Origin of the sequence: Pseudomonas sp. IT-P176 (genome assembly GCF_949767245.1) — a bacterium.
Classification (GTDB): domain Bacteria; phylum Pseudomonadota; class Gammaproteobacteria; order Pseudomonadales; family Pseudomonadaceae; genus Aquipseudomonas.
Window position 1 is genome coordinate 69,441 of sequence record NZ_CATKPN010000011.1, and the last position, 14,243, is coordinate 83,683.

Below are 14,243 nucleotides of genomic sequence, written 5' to 3' on the forward strand. Positions count from 1 at the left end.
GCTTAGCTCCGGCGCCGGGCGCGTTGGCTGCGATAGGTGTCGAGCACCACCGCAATCACGATCACGGCACCGGTAATGATGCGCTTGGTCGGTTCAGTGGCGCCAATCTGCGCGAGCCCTGCTGCCAGTACGGAAATGATCAGCACGCCGAAGAAGGTACTGATCACCGAACCGCGCCCGCCCATCAGGCTAGTCCCGCCGATCACCACGGCCGCGATGACTTGCAGCTCCAGGCCGGAACCGGCATTCGGGTCAGCCGCCTCCAGGCGCGAGATCTGGAACAGCGCCGCGACTCCAGCCAGCAACCCCATCAGGCTGAACACCAGAATCTTGTACGGCTTGGGATTGATCCCCGCCAGGCGCACTGCCTCTTCGTTGGTGCCGATGCCAATCAGGTAGCGCCCAAACACGGTACGAGTCAGCACCGCCTGGGCGATGAAGATGATCAGCAGGGCGATGATGAACGACGGCGAGATACCAAAGGCTATTGGATTGGACAGCCAGGCGAAGGCATCGCCGATGTAGGCGGTACGCGAGCCGGTCATCTGGTAGGCCACGCCGCGGGCCATTTCCAGCACCCCCAGCGACACGATGAACGAGGGAATGCGCCAGGCTACGGTGATCGAGCCGGTAATGGTCCCGGCCAGTGCCGCAGCGGCCATGCCCAGCAGCGCTGCCGGCAGGACACTCCAGCCCCAGCCGAGGATCGCCACGCTGACCGTGGATGCCGCCAGGGCCAGCACCGAGCCCACCGACAGGTCGATCCCGCCGATGATCAGCACGAACGTCATGCCGACCGCCAACACCATCAAGTCGGGAATCTGGTTGGCCAGGGTGCTGAAGGTGTCGTACGACAGGAAATGACTGCTCAATGCCGAGAACAGCGCAATCATCGCCAGCAAGGCACCTGCCAGGCCCAGATAGGTACCCAGGCCGTAAAAGTTGCCACTACGTTTGCCAGCGGACACTGCAGTTTTCATGGAAGATCCCTAGGCGCTGCTTCGTTGAGCAACGCATCACGTTTTTGGTAGCCGGCAAAAGCGGCGGCAAGCAAATCATCCTGGCTCCAGCTGTCGCGCTCGAAGGTCTCGACCAGCCGCCCCGCCGACAACACGCCGATACGGTCACAAATCAGCATCAGTTCTCGCAGGTCGCTGGAAACCACCACCAGCGCCTTGCCTTGACGCGTCAGGTCGCCGAGCAAGGCGTAGATATCAAACTTGGCCCCGACGTCGATACCGCGAGTCGGCTCATCGAACATCAACACCGTACACTCGCGCTCGAGCCAGCGGCCGATCACCACCTTCTGCTGGTTACCGCCGGACAGTTCGCCCACCAGTTGGGTCGGGCTGGAACTGCGAATGCGCATGGCATCGATCTGCCGTTGTGCCAGCGCGGTCTCTGCGCCCGGGTTGACGATCCCGCCCCTGGAAATCTCCGGCATGTTGCCCAAGGCGATGTTGGCACTGATCGACTGCGTCAGCAGCAGGCCCTCGCCCTTGCGGTCCTCGGTGATCAGCGCGATCCCGTGGCCCACCGCATCGGCCGGCGAGCGGATGTTCACCACCTGCGCAGGAGACCCCAGGGCCACCGTGCCGCTGTCCGCCGCGTCGGCGCCGAAAATCAGGCGCAGCAGCTCGGTACGCCCGGCCCCGATCAAGCCGGAAATGCCGAAGATTTCCCCGGCGCGCACCGTGAAAGACACATCCAGCACCTTGTCCGCCCGACTCAAGCCATTGACGGTGAGCGCCGCGGCCCCCATCTGCCGAGGCCCCAGGTCAATGTGCTCACCCAGCTCGCGGCCGACCATCAGGTTGACCAGTTGCTCGCTGTTGTAGTTGGCCATCGGCTCGACGCAGACCAGTTGGCCGTCGCGCAACACCGCAATGCGCTGGGCCACCCGTGCCAGCTCTTCGAGCCGATGGGAGATATAAATGATCGCCACGCCCCGGGCTTGCAGGCGACTGATCTGTTCAAACAGCATCTCGACTTCACGGGCCGTCAGCATGGCTGTCGGCTCGTCGAGAATCAGCACATGGCAGTCGCCGATCAGGTTGCGGGCGATTTCGACCATTTGCTGATGACCAATGCCCAGCTCTCCCACCAGCGTGTCCGGGTCGATTGCATCGAGGCCGACCTGCGCCATGGCCTCGATCGCCGCACTGCGCAGGCGCTTGCGACTGATCCAGCCGCCGTTGCTGGGCAGGTTGTCGAGAAACAGGTTTTCCGCCACCGACAAGGTCGGTAGCAGGTTGAGCTCCTGCATGACCATGCGGATCCCCAAGGCTTCGGCCTGGGCACGACTGCCCGGGCGATACTCCTGGCCCTGGAACTGCATATGCCCGGTAGTCGGGGTGACCAGGCCGCCGATAATCTTCGACAGCGTGCTTTTGCCGGCACCGTTCTCACCGGTCAGCGCCAGCACTTCGCCGCGCATCAGCGTCAGGTCAATGCCGGCCAACACCGGTTGCGCATACGTCTTGCCGATACCGCTGACCGCAAGGACCGCGCTCGAGGCACTCACTGACATAACAAACTCTCCATGCGCTCGCCCGCACGGGCGAGCGCCATTGTGATGCCAGACAGGTTATTGGGTGACCAGTTCAACCGGCGTTTCGATCACGCCTTGTGGGCCACTGTCGACCTTTTCGCCCTTGAGGATCTTCAGCGCGGTTTCGATGCCAAACACCGCCTGTTTCGCTGCGAACTGGTCGGCGGTGGCCAGGACACGACCGTCCTTGAGCATCGGTTTGATGGCATTGATGTTGTCATAACCCACCACTTGCACCTTGCCCGCCTTGCCGGCTGCTCGCACTGCGGAAACGGCGCCTACCGCCATGCTGTCGTTACCGGCCAGCAGGGCCTTGATCTGTGGGTATTCGCTGAGCATCGAGGAGGCAACCTGATTGCCCTTGTTGATCTCCCAATCACCGGATTGCAGAGACACCACCTTGATCTGCGCCGCCTCCATCGCATCCTTGAAGCCCGCGGTCCGTGCCTGGGCGTTGGTGGTGGTGGAAACCCCTTCGATGATGCCGACTTCGTCACCGGCCTTGAGTTGCTTGGCCAGGTATTCCCCAACCAGGCGTGCGCCCTTGCGGTTGTCCGGACCGACAAAAGGCACGCTGATGTTCTTGCTCTTGAGCACATCCGGGTCGAGCTGGTTATCAATGTTGATCACGGTGATACCGGCGTCGACGGCCTTCTTGATCACCGGCACCATCGCCTTGGAGTCGGCGGGTGCGATCACCAGCGCATTGACCTTGGAAACGATCATCTGCTCGACAATACGAATCTGGTTAGCGGTGTCGGTTTCGTCCTTGATCCCGTTGGAGACCAGGTCAAAATCGCCAGGGTGTTGTTTCTGGTAGGCCTTGGCGCCATCTTCCATGGTCAGGAAGAACTCGTTGGCCAGGGATTTCATGACCAGGGCGACCTTGGGTTTTTCAGGGGTGTCGGCGAAAGCCGAAGAGAGGGGCACAGCGGTGGCGGCGGCAGCCAGCATAGCGACAGCAAGAAGACGTCCAGCGAATGGCAGCTTCATGGGTTCACTCCGATCTTATGATTATTGTGAGCAACGCGCGCATCGCCCGCAGCACCACAGCCATTGCTGTTCTTCACAGGCACCGCTGCGCAAACGTTTGCGTAGACCGAACTATGCGAACCCTGCCGCTATTTGTCAACGACTGGCCAAGGCCTGGACACTCAAGCGGTGGTGTTGACCAACCCGCCCGACGAACCTTTGCCCAGCTCCTTGGCCAGGGCCGCCGCAGTTTGCATCAGGGCTGCGCTGGTTGAGGCAATCTGCCCTTGAATGCCCGCGACCATCGTCGCCTTGGCTTCAGGCGCCAGATTGGACGCAGCCTGGGCAGCAGCCAACTGCTCCTGTTGCTTTTGCAATAACGCCTGCAACTCCTTCATGCGCTTTTGCAGGGCTTGCACCAGGACATTGCCACCGGACTCTGCGGAGGACGGACTTGGCTCGGCCTGTTGCCTGGAGCTGACCACTGGTTTGCCAGCGCCCTCCTCCTCGACCGGCAGCACTTCGCCCGAGGCGTTTGCCAGTGCCTTGTCGGACGTCTGGACAATCACCAGGGGTTTGTCGCTGACACGAACCGTCAGGCCAGGGGTTGAACCGATTGCAATGGTCATCTGAGCTCCTTGGAAAAATGATCCTTCAAGGAACATCGGCCGGCGCAGCGTTTTCTTGAGTGCCATCCATTGCCAGTGACGTAGGAAGATTACCCAAACTCAGTAGGACTTTTCGGACAACCGAACGCCGTTCGCAGATTTCGTCGGAATTCCGGACACGCCTCGTTACATTGCCCTCAAGAATCTATATTTAATCGTTACAAATCAATTACTTATAAGTTTATTGAGTCTTCTTCACGGCTGGTACAAATCCTGCTCTAACCCCCTACCCCCGGCATACAGATCGGCCTGGGGGAATCTAGATGAACCTGCATCAGCACCGTCATCACTATTAGAGAGAAAATAATGAAATCTGCCTTCAACACCCTTGTTCCGGGCGCCTTGGCCCTCCTGCTGCTTCTGCCGACAGCCCTGCAGGCAAAAGAAGTCGCCAACCAGCAAAAACTGGCGAATGTGGTGATCCTCGCTACCGGCGGCACCATTGCCGGCGCTGGCGCCAGTGCCGCCAACAGCGCGACCTACCAGGCCGCCAAAGTCGGGATCGAGCAACTGATCGCCGGCGTACCCGAGCTGAGCCAAGTGGCCAATGTTCGTGGTGAGCAAGTGATGCAAATCGCCTCCGAGAGCATCACCAATGAAAACCTGCTGCAACTGGGCCGCCGCGTGGCCGAGCTGGCTGACAGCAAGGACGTCGACGGCATCGTCATCACCCACGGCACCGACACCCTGGAAGAAACCGCCTACTTCCTCAACCTGGTGGAAAAAACCGACAAGCCAATCGTCGTGGTCGGCTCGATGCGTCCAGGCACTGCCATGTCGGCAGACGGCATGCTCAACCTGTACAACGCCGTCGCGGTAGCCGGCAGCAAGGACGCACGCGGCAAGGGCGTGCTGGTGACCATGAACGACGAGATCCAGTCGGGTCGTGATGTCAGCAAAATGGTCAACATCAAGACTGAAGCGTTCAAGAGCCCATGGGGCCCGCTGGGCATGGTCGTCGAAGGCAAATCCTACTGGTTCCGCCTGCCGGCCAAGCGCCACACCATGGATTCGGAATTCGATATCAAGACCATCAAGAGCCTGCCTGACGTAGAGATCGCCTACTCCTACGGCAACGTCAGCGACACCGCGTACAAGGCCCTGGCTCAATCCGGCGCCAAGGCGATCATCCACGCCGGCACCGGCAATGGCTCGGTATCTTCGCGTGTCGTGCCGTCCCTGCAAGCCCTGCGCAAGGATGGCGTGCAGATCATCCGTTCTTCCCACGTCAATGCCGGCGGTTTTGTCCTGCGTAACGCAGAGCAGCCAGACGACAAATACGACTGGGTCGTGGCGCATGACCTGAACCCGCAAAAAGCCCGGATCCTGGCCATGGTTGCCCTGACCAAGACATCCGACAGCAAAGAGCTGCAACGGATGTTCTGGGAATACTGATTGATTGCGTGCGACCCGCCCGGGTTGCACGCTTGCCCTCCTGACTCGCCCGCCCGGGCGAGTCAGCGCCAACCCTGGCGCCAGCACTGCAAAAAAAACCTGCGGACGCACACTAAAACGCAAAACCTGTGGTCTGAGAGATCTTCTTGATTTTAAGCAGTTGCGAAAATGCTTACAGTTAAATACTGTATGCACGTACAGCTTAATAAGGACTACCCCGTGGCCACCTCCCAAGCAAACAGCAACCCACCTGGTTCTTACGAACGCATGGGTCTACGCATTCAAAAAATCATCAATTCGCCGAACGCACAAAAAGCCAAGGCTGCACTGATCTTCCGTCTCCCCGATGAGCCGATTGATGAGTGGGAACGCCTGCTTGAGGAAATCGCCGAGAACGACAACGTCACCCTCGCCCACCGCGACGACGGTGGCGTGCAGATTTTCTGGGTAGTGCCGAAGGAAGATTGAGTCGATGATGGTTCGTTGTTTTGCTTTGCTGCTACTCCTGGTGGCGGCCAGCGCACACGCGCAGGCGCCACGTACGTTTAACGAAGCGAAAAAGATCGCCTGGACGCTCTACGCGCCGCAGTCCACCGAGTTCTACTGCGGCTGTAAGTACACCGGCAATCGGGTCGACCTCGCGGCCTGTGGCTACGTGCCACGGAAAAACGCCAACCGCGCGGCACGTATTGAATGGGAACACATAGTGCCGGCCTGGCAGATCGGCCATCTGCGTCAGTGCTGGCAGGAAGGCGGACGGCAGAACTGTACCCGCCATGATCCGACCTACCAGCGCGCCGAGGCCGACTTGCACAACCTGGTGCCCAGCATCGGCGAGGTCAACGGCGACCGCAGCAATTTCAGTTTCGGCTGGCTGCCGGTAAAAAGCGGGCAATATGGTTCGTGCCTGACCCAGGTCGACTTCAAGGCCAAGAAGGTCATGCCGCGCCCCTCCATCCGCGGCATGATCGCCCGCACCTACTTCTACATGAGCAAGCAGTACGGCTTGCGTCTGTCCAAGCAGGATCGGCAATTGTACGAGGCCTGGAACAAGACCTACCCGGTGCAAGTCTGGGAGCGCCAGCGTAACCAGAAGGTGGCTTGCGTCATGGGTCGCGCCAACGAGTTTGTCGGCCCGGTAGACATGAAGCTCTGCAGTTAAGACGAGGCCCGGGGCATAGCGCCCCGGGCCCCTGACAAGCTAGCTTCCAGCCTTGTTGTAACGCCAGTACCCCATGAGGTTGAGCATTTGCCGAGGAATCTGCCGCTCACCGACCAGGTACTTGCGCACACTCATGACAGCAGCACTCTCCCCAGCGATCCAGGCATAAAAAACAGCACCCTGGGCGGAACCGGTTTCCCAGAGAATCTCCTGGTCGATATCGATGTCGGGCAATGCCCCAGGGTCGCCAACTGCTGAATTGAAATCCGGTAGTTGGGCGCTCTGCACGGCCTCAACCATCAGCATGCCCGCAGCGCCAGACGCACGCTCATCACGGATCAGCCATTGCACCTCGAGCCCCGGCCACTGGGGCACCGGCAACCGGTCAGCGGCCGCCTGCACTTCGAAAAACGCCTGAGTCGCGGGCGGCGCGTGCTGCCCGGCCAACTCTTCAAGTATGCCCAGTGCCGCTGGCAGTGCGGTGGCATCGGCCATCAGCAGCAACTGCCCCAGCTCCATGAGCGGCTTCCATTCGAAACCACCGGTTTGCTCGGCGCTGAAACGCCGGTCAGGTGCCACGATCTGCAGGCTCGCGCCCGGCTGGGCATACAGTGCCCAGCGTGAAGCCGGACCTGTTTCGCCATGCAGGACAAAGTCGATATCCACCTCGCCCTGCGCAGGACGCAGGTGGCGAATGGTGTAGGTGCGCATCGCCGGGCGTTGCGCCAGAGGCAGGGAGCGGTAGCCGGTGTGCCAGTCCGCATCATGGGCCAGCCTGGCAAGGCTGCCATCGGCGGCCGGGAAAAACAGCTTTACCCGCTGGTCCGGCGCCCAGGTGGCCATGCCGGCCACCATGGGGCCGGCCAGCGTCACGCGCATCAGATGCGGGCTCAGCACCTGCTTTCGTTGCAGGACGGCGTCGAACACTGTGTAAGGGGCAGCGCGGGCCATGGGGACCTCCCTGAGGGTGATGAGTCGTTATCCCCTATAGACGGATAACGTCACTCACCCTTTAGGCAGGCATTACTTGACGCTGTTGTGCTCGATGACCAGGGTCTCGATGTTCTGTTTCTTCGCCTTGACCAGGGCGGCGGCCACCTGGGCCTGGCGTGACTCAGCCTCAGCCTTGGAATTGAATGGCCCTACCAGCACACGTTGTTTGCCGTCTTGCGTGACGACGTAGGAAACAAAGCTATGCTCGATCAACCACCCGGTCAGATCGCTGACAGCCTGCGGAGTCGAACCTTGCACCAACACATCCCACTGCGGCACAGCGACCTCTGCCGGACCGGCCACAACCGCCGCCTGGGGCTTCTTCGGCCCTTGCCCGGCCTGCTCACCGCACCCGGTCAGCGCCAATACCGCGATCACCCACATCAATTTGCGCACAGCTTTTCCCCCTGAATGCCAAAGGCGCAGATCTTATCACTCAAAAATGCCTCTCAACCCAAGCAAACAGGGGATAAAACAACGAGAATGATGATTGCAGCCTCTGTATAGTCGCACCCCGGGAATTAATGCAGCGTCTACGCGTCAGAAAGAAGCACCCAAACCGTGACACTTCGCACTAATCTATACGTATTACCGACATCTGCACGTGTGTCAGGTGCCCTACAAAGCTATCAAGGAGAAGATCATGCTGATACTCACCCGCAAAGTCGGTGAAAGCATAAACATCGGTGACGACATTACCATCACCATTCTGGGCGTTAGCGGCCAGCAGGTCAGAATCGGCATCAATGCCCCGAAAGACGTTGCGGTGCATCGAGAAGAAATCTACCAGCGCATCCAGGCAGGCCTGACTGCCCCGGAAAAACCGCAAACCTGAGCCTGAACAGCAATCAGTAGCCAGCCTGCTTTTTAGAGTAATGGCTGGCTAAAGATTCTGCGCCTCACCAACAACGTCGATACTAACGGGATCTCCCCAGACGACGCTGTCAGCCGATTCTCTTTTCTCCCGTCGAAACCGACGCCCGCCCAAGCCGTCAGCCGAACGTCACTGCGCGTGCCATGCCCGTGGCTGCTACCACCATCAACACAATCAACAACGCCTCGACATGACAGATACGGGCAAACAGCGCTGTGCGCCCGACATCGATCGGAGCCTGCCGGCCCAATGCGATCCGCCATTTGATCAACGCCAGCATGGGCGCAATTTCCAGCAGCAAAATGATGATGAACAAACTCATTTTCAGGTGGAACAACGGCTGGTGCAGATAGTAGTCCGTGCCCTTTTCGTAGCCGCCAAAGGCCCGCAACCCTCCCGTCAGCAACAGGACGATCGCCGAAACGCCCCAGAAGTTGTCGGCCAGCAACACGCTGCGGGCCCCGCCGCCATCGGCCGTCACTCGTCGAAAAGCCGTGGCACGGGCCAGCACCGCCCACAACGCGAGGCCATAGGCCAATAGATGAACCGCCGCAAGCAACCAGTGAACAGCCATGGGTTTGACTCCCCTTTCAGGACGGAAAAAACAGCTGCGTCAGTAGTAGTTCATCGCGCCGGACTTCGCTTGCCAGGCGCTAATCGCAGCCCGATTTAAATCAACACCAAAGATAAATCCCTCCGAACAAAACGACTTGTCCTACATCCTGAGATGGCGTAATGGAACTACGATTGCCGGACCACCCCTGCAAGGATTTGCAACACTTGTGATCATCTACGCTGCCACCGCATTTTCCACCCTGGTTGTCATCACGCTCGGCATGGCCGCCTGTGGCTGGTACCGCCATCTGCATCATCACGAATACGAGCCGCTGCCTTCCAGCAGCGAACAGGTAAACCTTCGGTAAAAACGGTTGCCCATCGGAATTTCAGCCCACGACCTTGATCTAGTGGCAAGTTGCCGCTATTGCTTAGACTCACGTTCACGCGGGTCAGAGGAGGCGAGCATGGTTCCAAGATTTGTTGTAGTGCCGGCGATTCCTGCCCAGACCCAATCCTTGCGCACAGGCAAACGCTCCTACTGCAAGGCATCCCCCACAGGATTTAACCTCTACGACAACCGGGACAAGCTGCGCTTGCAACACACCTACCCCAGCCGCTTGGAGGCCGAGGCCGCATGCCAGCGACTCAACGCCGAACGCCTACCGCACCTGACGTCAGTGCCCCTTAACTGTGACAAAGGCTGTCCGCCAAACGCCTGACCTGCTCAGTCGCAGCCTCGCGAGCCGGTAAATCCTGCGCCTCGCCCAAGATGGTTTTCTCGATAATCACTGCGTGGGAATCACTGATCCCGATAAATTGCAGCCAAGCCGCCACGTAAGGCTCCTGGAAGTCGAAGTACTGTGCCGGCGTGCTCGACTGCGACGAAAAATCCAGGCCGCGGGCGTAGACCACCACAGCCTTCTTGTTATGCAGCAAGCCATACAAGCCACGCTCGGGGTCGAACCCGAACAACAGGTCTTTCTGCGACACCAGGTCGATGAAGTGCTTGAGCTTGTAAGGGATACTGAAATTCCACAACGGCACGGACAGGACCAGCAGGTCTGCACGATGCAGCGGCTCGGCCAACGCCCTCAAGGTACTCCAGGCGGCTTGCTGCGCGGGCGTCAAGGCTGTGCCCGCGAGCCCGGCGTACTTGGCGTCCATGGCATGCTGGTCAAACTCCGGGAGTGCCATGGCCCACAGGTCGAGGGTGACGATTTCGGTGTCCGGGTGATGCTCCTGATAACGCGCGATGAAACTGCGGGCAACCTGCAGGGATGCCGAACGCTGTTTACGGGGCGAACACTCAATATGTACAAGCCTAGCCATGGATGACCTCGAGGATGGGAATCTGGAGGGCATTGCAACATAGCGCCACTTGAAATATAAATCGTGATTAATTGCTCAATTGATCACGAATAGAACTATGTTCGACATCCTGCTACTCAAGACTTTTGTCACTGTGGTCGATGAAGCCGGCTTCAGCCGCGCCGCCGACAAACTGAACCTGACCCAGTCCGCGGTCAGCGGTCATTTGCGACGCCTGGAAGAGCAGATCGGCAAACCGCTGCTCAAACGCACTACCCGCTCCCAGCAATTGACGCCCGACGGCGAACGCCTGATCGGCTATGCCCGCACGATCCTCGCGCTGAACCGGGACGCCTGGGCGGAGTTGACTCGCACGCCCTTTCACGGGCGACTGCGAATCGGGCTGTCCGAGGATTTTGTCGAGGCGCGACTGTTGCGCACGCTGCAAGCTTTCGCCGCACAGTACCCGGGCCTGGAAATCGACATCCAGGTGGGCATCCCCGGCACCTTGCTTAACCAGATGAAGCAAGGCCATCTGGAGTTGGTGATCGGCTCGGTCTGTGAAACCGACGAGCCGGGCCAACTGCTGTGGCAAGAACCCCTGGTGTGGGCAGGTCCGGCGCAGCCTGTGACCTCGCTACCCAGCCCCCTGCCCCTGGCGCTCTTCCCAGAGCCGTGCCCTTATCGCGAGGTGGCGCTGACGCGCCTGGCCCAGGCGGGCATCCCCCAACGTACGGCAATGTCCTGCACCAGCACTGCCGGATTGCGAGCTGCGGTGTTGGCAGGTTTTGCGCTGGCACCGATGGCGGCCAGTCAATTGGGCCAGGGGCTGACGGCGCTGGGTGCCGAGCATGGCTTGCCGGACTTGCCTGATGCGCAGTTCCGGCTGTTTGCCGCGCCTGAAGCGGATCAACCGATAGTGGCCGCGATATCGGCACTGATTGTCGAATATTGCGCGACGCGAAGGGAACCGTAACAGCCCAGGCTTGAGCCCTACAGGGTGATCGACGTTGCCGGATAAAACAGCGTATTGAGCACTAACAGGATCATCCAGAAACCAATCTCCAGGGTTTCGGTAATGGGCTGGATACGCTTCACCGCACCATACACATGCACCACGAACATCAGCGTGAACACCACAAACAGCATGTCAAACGCATAGCTGAAACTGGTGCCGGTAGTTGCAGAACGCAACATCGCCACTTCCACCACCAGGATGAACGCCCCCAGGCAGCGGCCAAAATAGATCGTCAGGTGCTGCTGCTCGGGAATCGTCCAACGCATCGCCCGAGCCCAGGCAATGGGCGCGATAAAGATCGGCAGGGCAAAAAACAGCGTGGTGACGATCATCAAGGTGGTGATGTAGTGCTGACTGTATTGCGCGTAGTGACCGAGCATGGCGGACTCCTTTTCCTTGAGGGCAGCCTCTGCGGGCTGAAGCGCAGAATTGCAGCCACCAAGACGGGCGTCCAATGTGAAGTGGTCGCTCAAGACCAAAGAGAATGGGCTTGGGTAGAAGGGATTAGTACTGAAGTCGCTCGCTCTTGTATTCGTCTGCCTCTCCCGGTATTGATCAGTATCAACCCAATGCAGGAAGCAGGCAGTGATCACCATTCGAGAAGCCACCAGGGAAGACATCCACGTACTTCGCAACCTCGGTATCGAGACGTACCGAGAGCACTTTTCTGACCTGTGGACCGCCGCAGGAATGCAGCACTTCCTCAACGAGGACTTCTCAATCTGCGAACTTGAGAAATCCATCGAAGAACCCACCCACTACAACTGGCTCCTGGTATTCGACGAGGAAGGCCGAGCCATAGGTTTTTCAAAGGTCAACTGGTCCAGATCGATCCCTGTGTCTGGCGAGATTGGTGCTGAACTGCAGAAAATTTACTTCCTCAAGTCTCAGGCGGGCAAAGGCTACGGCAAGCAGCTTCTGCAGTTCATTCAGCAGTCAGCAAAAACCCGCAAGGAAAGCGCCCTATGGCTGGATGTGCTGAAGTCCAACAGCCATGCCCAGCGTTTTTATGAAAGTTGCGGATTTCAGGTACTGGGCGAAATTCCCTTTCGTACTGACAAGGCTGACATCGGGATGGTGGTGATGTGCTGCGCGCTTTATCAGTCGGAATGACTAGCTGGCATTAATCGCAGCCAACAAAAAAGGGCCCACCTTTCGGTGAGCCCTTCTAGACCGCCCAGCAGAGCGGATTTTGTTTGGTAGGCGCGATTGGACTCGAACCAACGACCCCCACCATGTCAAGGTGGTGCTCTAACCAACTGAGCTACGTGCCTGCTGTGAGGCGGCATTCTACGGAATTGCGCAGGGGTGTCAACACCTTTTTTTCACCTAACCCTATGAATATGCAAAATATTTAATTTTGCTGCGGCAAACCGGGGTTTGCGCCCGCTGGCAGTGGATTTTTAACTCAGGTAGGATCGCTGCATTCGTAAAATATATTAAACAGAGGCTTCGGGATGGCGAACACTCCTTATCCGCAATCCTATTACGCTGCGTCTGCCAACCCTGTGCCGGCGCGCCCTGCGCTGCAAGATGAGGTAGAAACCGACGTCTGCGTGATTGGCGCGGGCTACACCGGGTTGTCCAGCGCGCTGTTCCTGCTGGAGAGCGGGTTTCGGGTGACGGTGCTGGAGGCTGCCAAGGTCGGTTTTGGCGCCTCGGGTCGCAATGGCGGACAGATCGTCAACAGCTATAGTCGCGACATCGATGTGATCGAACGCAGTGTCGGCCCCAAGCAGGCGCAATTGCTGGGGCAAATGGCTTTTGAAGGTGGGCGGATCATTCGTGACCGTGTCGCCAGGTACCAGATCCAGTGCGACCTCAAGGATGGCGGTGTGTTTGCCGCCATCACCGGCAAACAGATGGGTCACCTGGAGGCGCAGAAACGTTTGTGGGAGCGCTACGGCCACAGCCAGCTCGAACTGCTCGACAAGACCCGCATCCGCGAAGTCGTGGCCTGCGAGCAGTATGTGGGCGGCATGCTCGACATGAGCGGCGGCCACATCCACCCGCTCAACCTGGCGCTGGGCGAAGCCGCTGCCGTCGAATCCCTGGGCGGCTCGATTTATGAGCAATCGCCGGCGGTGCGTATCGAGCGCGGTGCCAACCCGGTAGTGCACACGCCGACGGGCAAGGTGCGAGCCAAGTTCATCATCGTTGCCGGCAATGCCTACCTGGGCAACCTGGTCCCGGAGCTCGCCGCCAAATCGATGCCCTGCGGCACCCAAGTGATCACCACCGAACCCTTGGGCGAAGCCCTGGCCAACAGCCTGCTGCCCCAGGACTACTGCGTCGAAGACTGCAACTACCTGCTCGACTACTACCGCCTCACGGGGGACAAGCGCCTGATTTTCGGTGGCGGCGTGGTCTATGGCGCGCGGGATCCGGCGAACATCGAGGCGATCATCCGGCCGAAAATGCTCAAGGCCTTCCCCCAACTCAAGGACGTAAAGATTGACTACGCCTGGACCGGTAATTTCCTCCTGACCTTGTCACGCTTACCTCAGGTCGGGCGCCTGGGCGACAACATCTACTACTCCCAAGGCTGCAGCGGCCACGGCGTCACCTACACCCACCTGGCCGGCAAAGTGCTGGCCGAGGCCTTGCGTGGCCAGGCCGAGCGGTTCGATGCCTTCGCCGACCTGCCGCACTACCCCTTCCCCGGCGGCCAGTTGCTGCGCACCCCGTTCGCCGCACTGGGTGCGTGGTACTACGGCCTGCGCGATAAGTTCGACTTCTGATCC

General features: G+C 59.5%; 17 protein-coding genes and 1 tRNA gene. 8 read left to right on the forward strand and 10 right to left on the reverse strand.

Features of this window, described 5'->3' with window-relative positions; all coding sequences use genetic code 11:
• Window positions 1–2 precede the first annotated feature (2 nt).
• The 4 genes from ACM6IP_RS00375 to ACM6IP_RS00390 all read right to left on the reverse strand — a co-directional run bounded on the left by ACM6IP_RS00375 (window position 3) and on the right by ACM6IP_RS00390 (window position 4,152).
• Window positions 3–980, reverse strand: a complete 978-nt coding sequence (locus ACM6IP_RS00375) for an ABC transporter permease (protein WP_095169253.1) — start codon at window positions 978–980, stop codon at window positions 3–5.
• The gene (locus tag ACM6IP_RS00380; RefSeq protein WP_414860680.1) at window positions 977–2,530 is read right to left on the reverse strand and encodes a sugar ABC transporter ATP-binding protein; all 1,554 of its coding nucleotides are present in this window, start codon (window positions 2,528–2,530) and stop codon (window positions 977–979) included. The genes ACM6IP_RS00375 and ACM6IP_RS00380 overlap by 4 nt, the downstream gene beginning before the upstream one ends.
• Window positions 2,531–2,587: 57 nt before the next feature.
• Window positions 2,588–3,544 carry a sugar ABC transporter substrate-binding protein gene (locus ACM6IP_RS00385; RefSeq protein ID WP_095169255.1) on the reverse strand — a complete coding sequence of 319 codons (957 nt, stop codon included), beginning with the start codon at window positions 3,542–3,544 and terminating at the stop codon, window positions 2,588–2,590.
• 161 nt (window positions 3,545–3,705) lie between these two features.
• Window positions 3,706–4,152: a hypothetical protein gene (locus tag ACM6IP_RS00390; protein WP_095169256.1), complete on the reverse strand. Its 447-nt coding sequence runs from the start codon at window positions 4,150–4,152 to the stop codon at window positions 3,706–3,708.
• Between the two features lie 345 nt (window positions 4,153–4,497).
• On the opposite strand from ACM6IP_RS00390, the gene ACM6IP_RS00395 reads away from it, so the two are divergent.
• The 3 genes from ACM6IP_RS00395 to ACM6IP_RS00405 all read left to right on the forward strand — a co-directional run bounded on the left by ACM6IP_RS00395 (window position 4,498) and on the right by ACM6IP_RS00405 (window position 6,748).
• Entirely contained in the window at window positions 4,498–5,586 is a 1,089-nt protein-coding gene (locus tag ACM6IP_RS00395) for an asparaginase (RefSeq protein WP_095169257.1), read from the forward strand.
• 189 nt (window positions 5,587–5,775) lie between these two features.
• Window positions 5,776–6,054, forward strand: a complete 279-nt coding sequence (locus tag ACM6IP_RS00400; protein ID WP_320334549.1) for a DUF1654 domain-containing protein — start codon at window positions 5,776–5,778, stop codon at window positions 6,052–6,054.
• A gap of 4 nt (window positions 6,055–6,058) precedes the next feature.
• Window positions 6,059–6,748, forward strand: coding sequence for an endonuclease (locus tag ACM6IP_RS00405; RefSeq protein WP_095169259.1), 690 nt, complete (start codon window positions 6,059–6,061; stop codon window positions 6,746–6,748).
• A 39-nt stretch (window positions 6,749–6,787) separates the two neighbouring features.
• On the opposite strand, the gene ACM6IP_RS00410 is transcribed toward ACM6IP_RS00405, so the two are convergent.
• Window positions 6,788–7,699 carry a siderophore-interacting protein gene (locus ACM6IP_RS00410; RefSeq protein ID WP_414860681.1) on the reverse strand — a complete coding sequence of 304 codons (912 nt, stop codon included), beginning with the start codon at window positions 7,697–7,699 and terminating at the stop codon, window positions 6,788–6,790.
• A 72-nt stretch (window positions 7,700–7,771) separates the two neighbouring features.
• Window positions 7,772–8,137 carry an SPOR domain-containing protein gene (locus ACM6IP_RS00415; protein WP_414860682.1) on the reverse strand — a complete coding sequence of 122 codons (366 nt, stop codon included), beginning with the start codon at window positions 8,135–8,137 and terminating at the stop codon, window positions 7,772–7,774.
• 247 nt (window positions 8,138–8,384) lie between these two features.
• On the opposite strand from ACM6IP_RS00415, the gene csrA reads away from it, so the two are divergent.
• A complete protein-coding gene (csrA, locus tag ACM6IP_RS00420) occupies window positions 8,385–8,576 on the forward strand; it encodes a carbon storage regulator CsrA (RefSeq protein ID WP_008057174.1) in 192 nt (63 codons plus the stop codon).
• Window positions 8,577–8,733: 157 nt separating this feature from the next.
• Here csrA and ACM6IP_RS00425 read toward each other — a convergent pair whose 3' ends face one another.
• A complete protein-coding gene (locus ACM6IP_RS00425) occupies window positions 8,734–9,189 on the reverse strand; it encodes a DUF2214 family protein (protein ID WP_159994786.1) in 456 nt (151 codons plus the stop codon).
• A 208-nt stretch (window positions 9,190–9,397) separates the two neighbouring features.
• Between ACM6IP_RS00425 and ACM6IP_RS00430 the strand changes: the two genes are divergently transcribed.
• Window positions 9,398–9,538: a hypothetical protein gene (locus ACM6IP_RS00430; protein WP_159987304.1), complete on the forward strand. Its 141-nt coding sequence runs from the start codon at window positions 9,398–9,400 to the stop codon at window positions 9,536–9,538.
• A gap of 319 nt (window positions 9,539–9,857) precedes the next feature.
• On the opposite strand, the gene ACM6IP_RS00435 is transcribed toward ACM6IP_RS00430, so the two are convergent.
• A complete protein-coding gene (locus tag ACM6IP_RS00435; protein WP_414860683.1) occupies window positions 9,858–10,502 on the reverse strand; it encodes an FMN-dependent NADH-azoreductase in 645 nt (214 codons plus the stop codon).
• A 97-nt stretch (window positions 10,503–10,599) separates the two neighbouring features.
• On the opposite strand from ACM6IP_RS00435, the gene ACM6IP_RS00440 reads away from it, so the two are divergent.
• The gene (locus ACM6IP_RS00440) at window positions 10,600–11,457 is read left to right on the forward strand and encodes a LysR substrate-binding domain-containing protein (RefSeq protein ID WP_414860684.1); all 858 of its coding nucleotides are present in this window, start codon (window positions 10,600–10,602) and stop codon (window positions 11,455–11,457) included.
• Between the two features lie 17 nt (window positions 11,458–11,474).
• Here the strand turns inward: ACM6IP_RS00440 and ACM6IP_RS00445 are convergent, their stop codons facing one another.
• Window positions 11,475–11,879 carry a hypothetical protein gene (locus ACM6IP_RS00445; protein ID WP_401128297.1) on the reverse strand — a complete coding sequence of 135 codons (405 nt, stop codon included), beginning with the start codon at window positions 11,877–11,879 and terminating at the stop codon, window positions 11,475–11,477.
• A gap of 205 nt (window positions 11,880–12,084) precedes the next feature.
• On the opposite strand from ACM6IP_RS00445, the gene ACM6IP_RS00450 reads away from it, so the two are divergent.
• Window positions 12,085–12,612, forward strand: a complete 528-nt coding sequence (locus tag ACM6IP_RS00450) for a GNAT family N-acetyltransferase (protein WP_414860685.1) — start codon at window positions 12,085–12,087, stop codon at window positions 12,610–12,612.
• A gap of 84 nt (window positions 12,613–12,696) precedes the next feature.
• Here the strand turns inward: ACM6IP_RS00450 and ACM6IP_RS00455 are convergent.
• Window positions 12,697–12,773: transfer RNA gene (locus tag ACM6IP_RS00455), tRNA-Val, on the reverse strand.
• Between the two features lie 183 nt (window positions 12,774–12,956).
• On the opposite strand from ACM6IP_RS00455, the gene ACM6IP_RS00460 reads away from it, so the two are divergent.
• Complete coding sequence (locus ACM6IP_RS00460; RefSeq protein ID WP_414860686.1) at window positions 12,957–14,240, forward strand: NAD(P)/FAD-dependent oxidoreductase; 1,284 nt, start codon at window positions 12,957–12,959, stop codon at window positions 14,238–14,240.
• Window positions 14,241–14,243: the final 3 nt, after the last annotated feature.

What these genes read in the sequence shown, in the direction of transcription:
- ACM6IP_RS00375 (WP_095169253.1), bottom strand. Translation starts at nt 980, where the DNA reads ATGAAAACTGCAGTGTCCGCTGGCAAACGTAGTGGCAACTTTTACGGC.
- ACM6IP_RS00380 (WP_414860680.1), bottom strand. Translation starts at nt 2,530, where the DNA reads ATGTCAGTGAGTGCCTCGAGCGCGGTCCTTGCGGTCAGCGGTATCGGC.
- ACM6IP_RS00385 (WP_095169255.1), bottom strand. Translation starts at nt 3,544, where the DNA reads ATGAAGCTGCCATTCGCTGGACGTCTTCTTGCTGTCGCTATGCTGGCT.
- ACM6IP_RS00390 (WP_095169256.1), bottom strand. Translation starts at nt 4,152, where the DNA reads ATGACCATTGCAATCGGTTCAACCCCTGGCCTGACGGTTCGTGTCAGC.
- ACM6IP_RS00395 (WP_095169257.1), top strand. Translation starts at nt 4,498, where the DNA reads ATGAAATCTGCCTTCAACACCCTTGTTCCGGGCGCCTTGGCCCTCCTG.
- ACM6IP_RS00400 (WP_320334549.1), top strand. Translation starts at nt 5,776, where the DNA reads ATGCACGTACAGCTTAATAAGGACTACCCCGTGGCCACCTCCCAAGCA.
- ACM6IP_RS00405 (WP_095169259.1), top strand. Translation starts at nt 6,059, where the DNA reads ATGATGGTTCGTTGTTTTGCTTTGCTGCTACTCCTGGTGGCGGCCAGC.
- ACM6IP_RS00410 (WP_414860681.1), bottom strand. Translation starts at nt 7,699, where the DNA reads ATGGCCCGCGCTGCCCCTTACACAGTGTTCGACGCCGTCCTGCAACGA.
- csrA (WP_008057174.1), top strand. Translation starts at nt 8,385, where the DNA reads ATGCTGATACTCACCCGCAAAGTCGGTGAAAGCATAAACATCGGTGAC.
- ACM6IP_RS00425 (WP_159994786.1), bottom strand. Translation starts at nt 9,189, where the DNA reads ATGGCTGTTCACTGGTTGCTTGCGGCGGTTCATCTATTGGCCTATGGC.
- ACM6IP_RS00435 (WP_414860683.1), bottom strand. Translation starts at nt 10,502, where the DNA reads ATGGCTAGGCTTGTACATATTGAGTGTTCGCCCCGTAAACAGCGTTCG.
- ACM6IP_RS00440 (WP_414860684.1), top strand. Translation starts at nt 10,600, where the DNA reads ATGTTCGACATCCTGCTACTCAAGACTTTTGTCACTGTGGTCGATGAA.
- ACM6IP_RS00445 (WP_401128297.1), bottom strand. Translation starts at nt 11,879, where the DNA reads ATGCTCGGTCACTACGCGCAATACAGTCAGCACTACATCACCACCTTG.
- ACM6IP_RS00460 (WP_414860686.1), top strand. Translation starts at nt 12,957, where the DNA reads ATGGCGAACACTCCTTATCCGCAATCCTATTACGCTGCGTCTGCCAAC.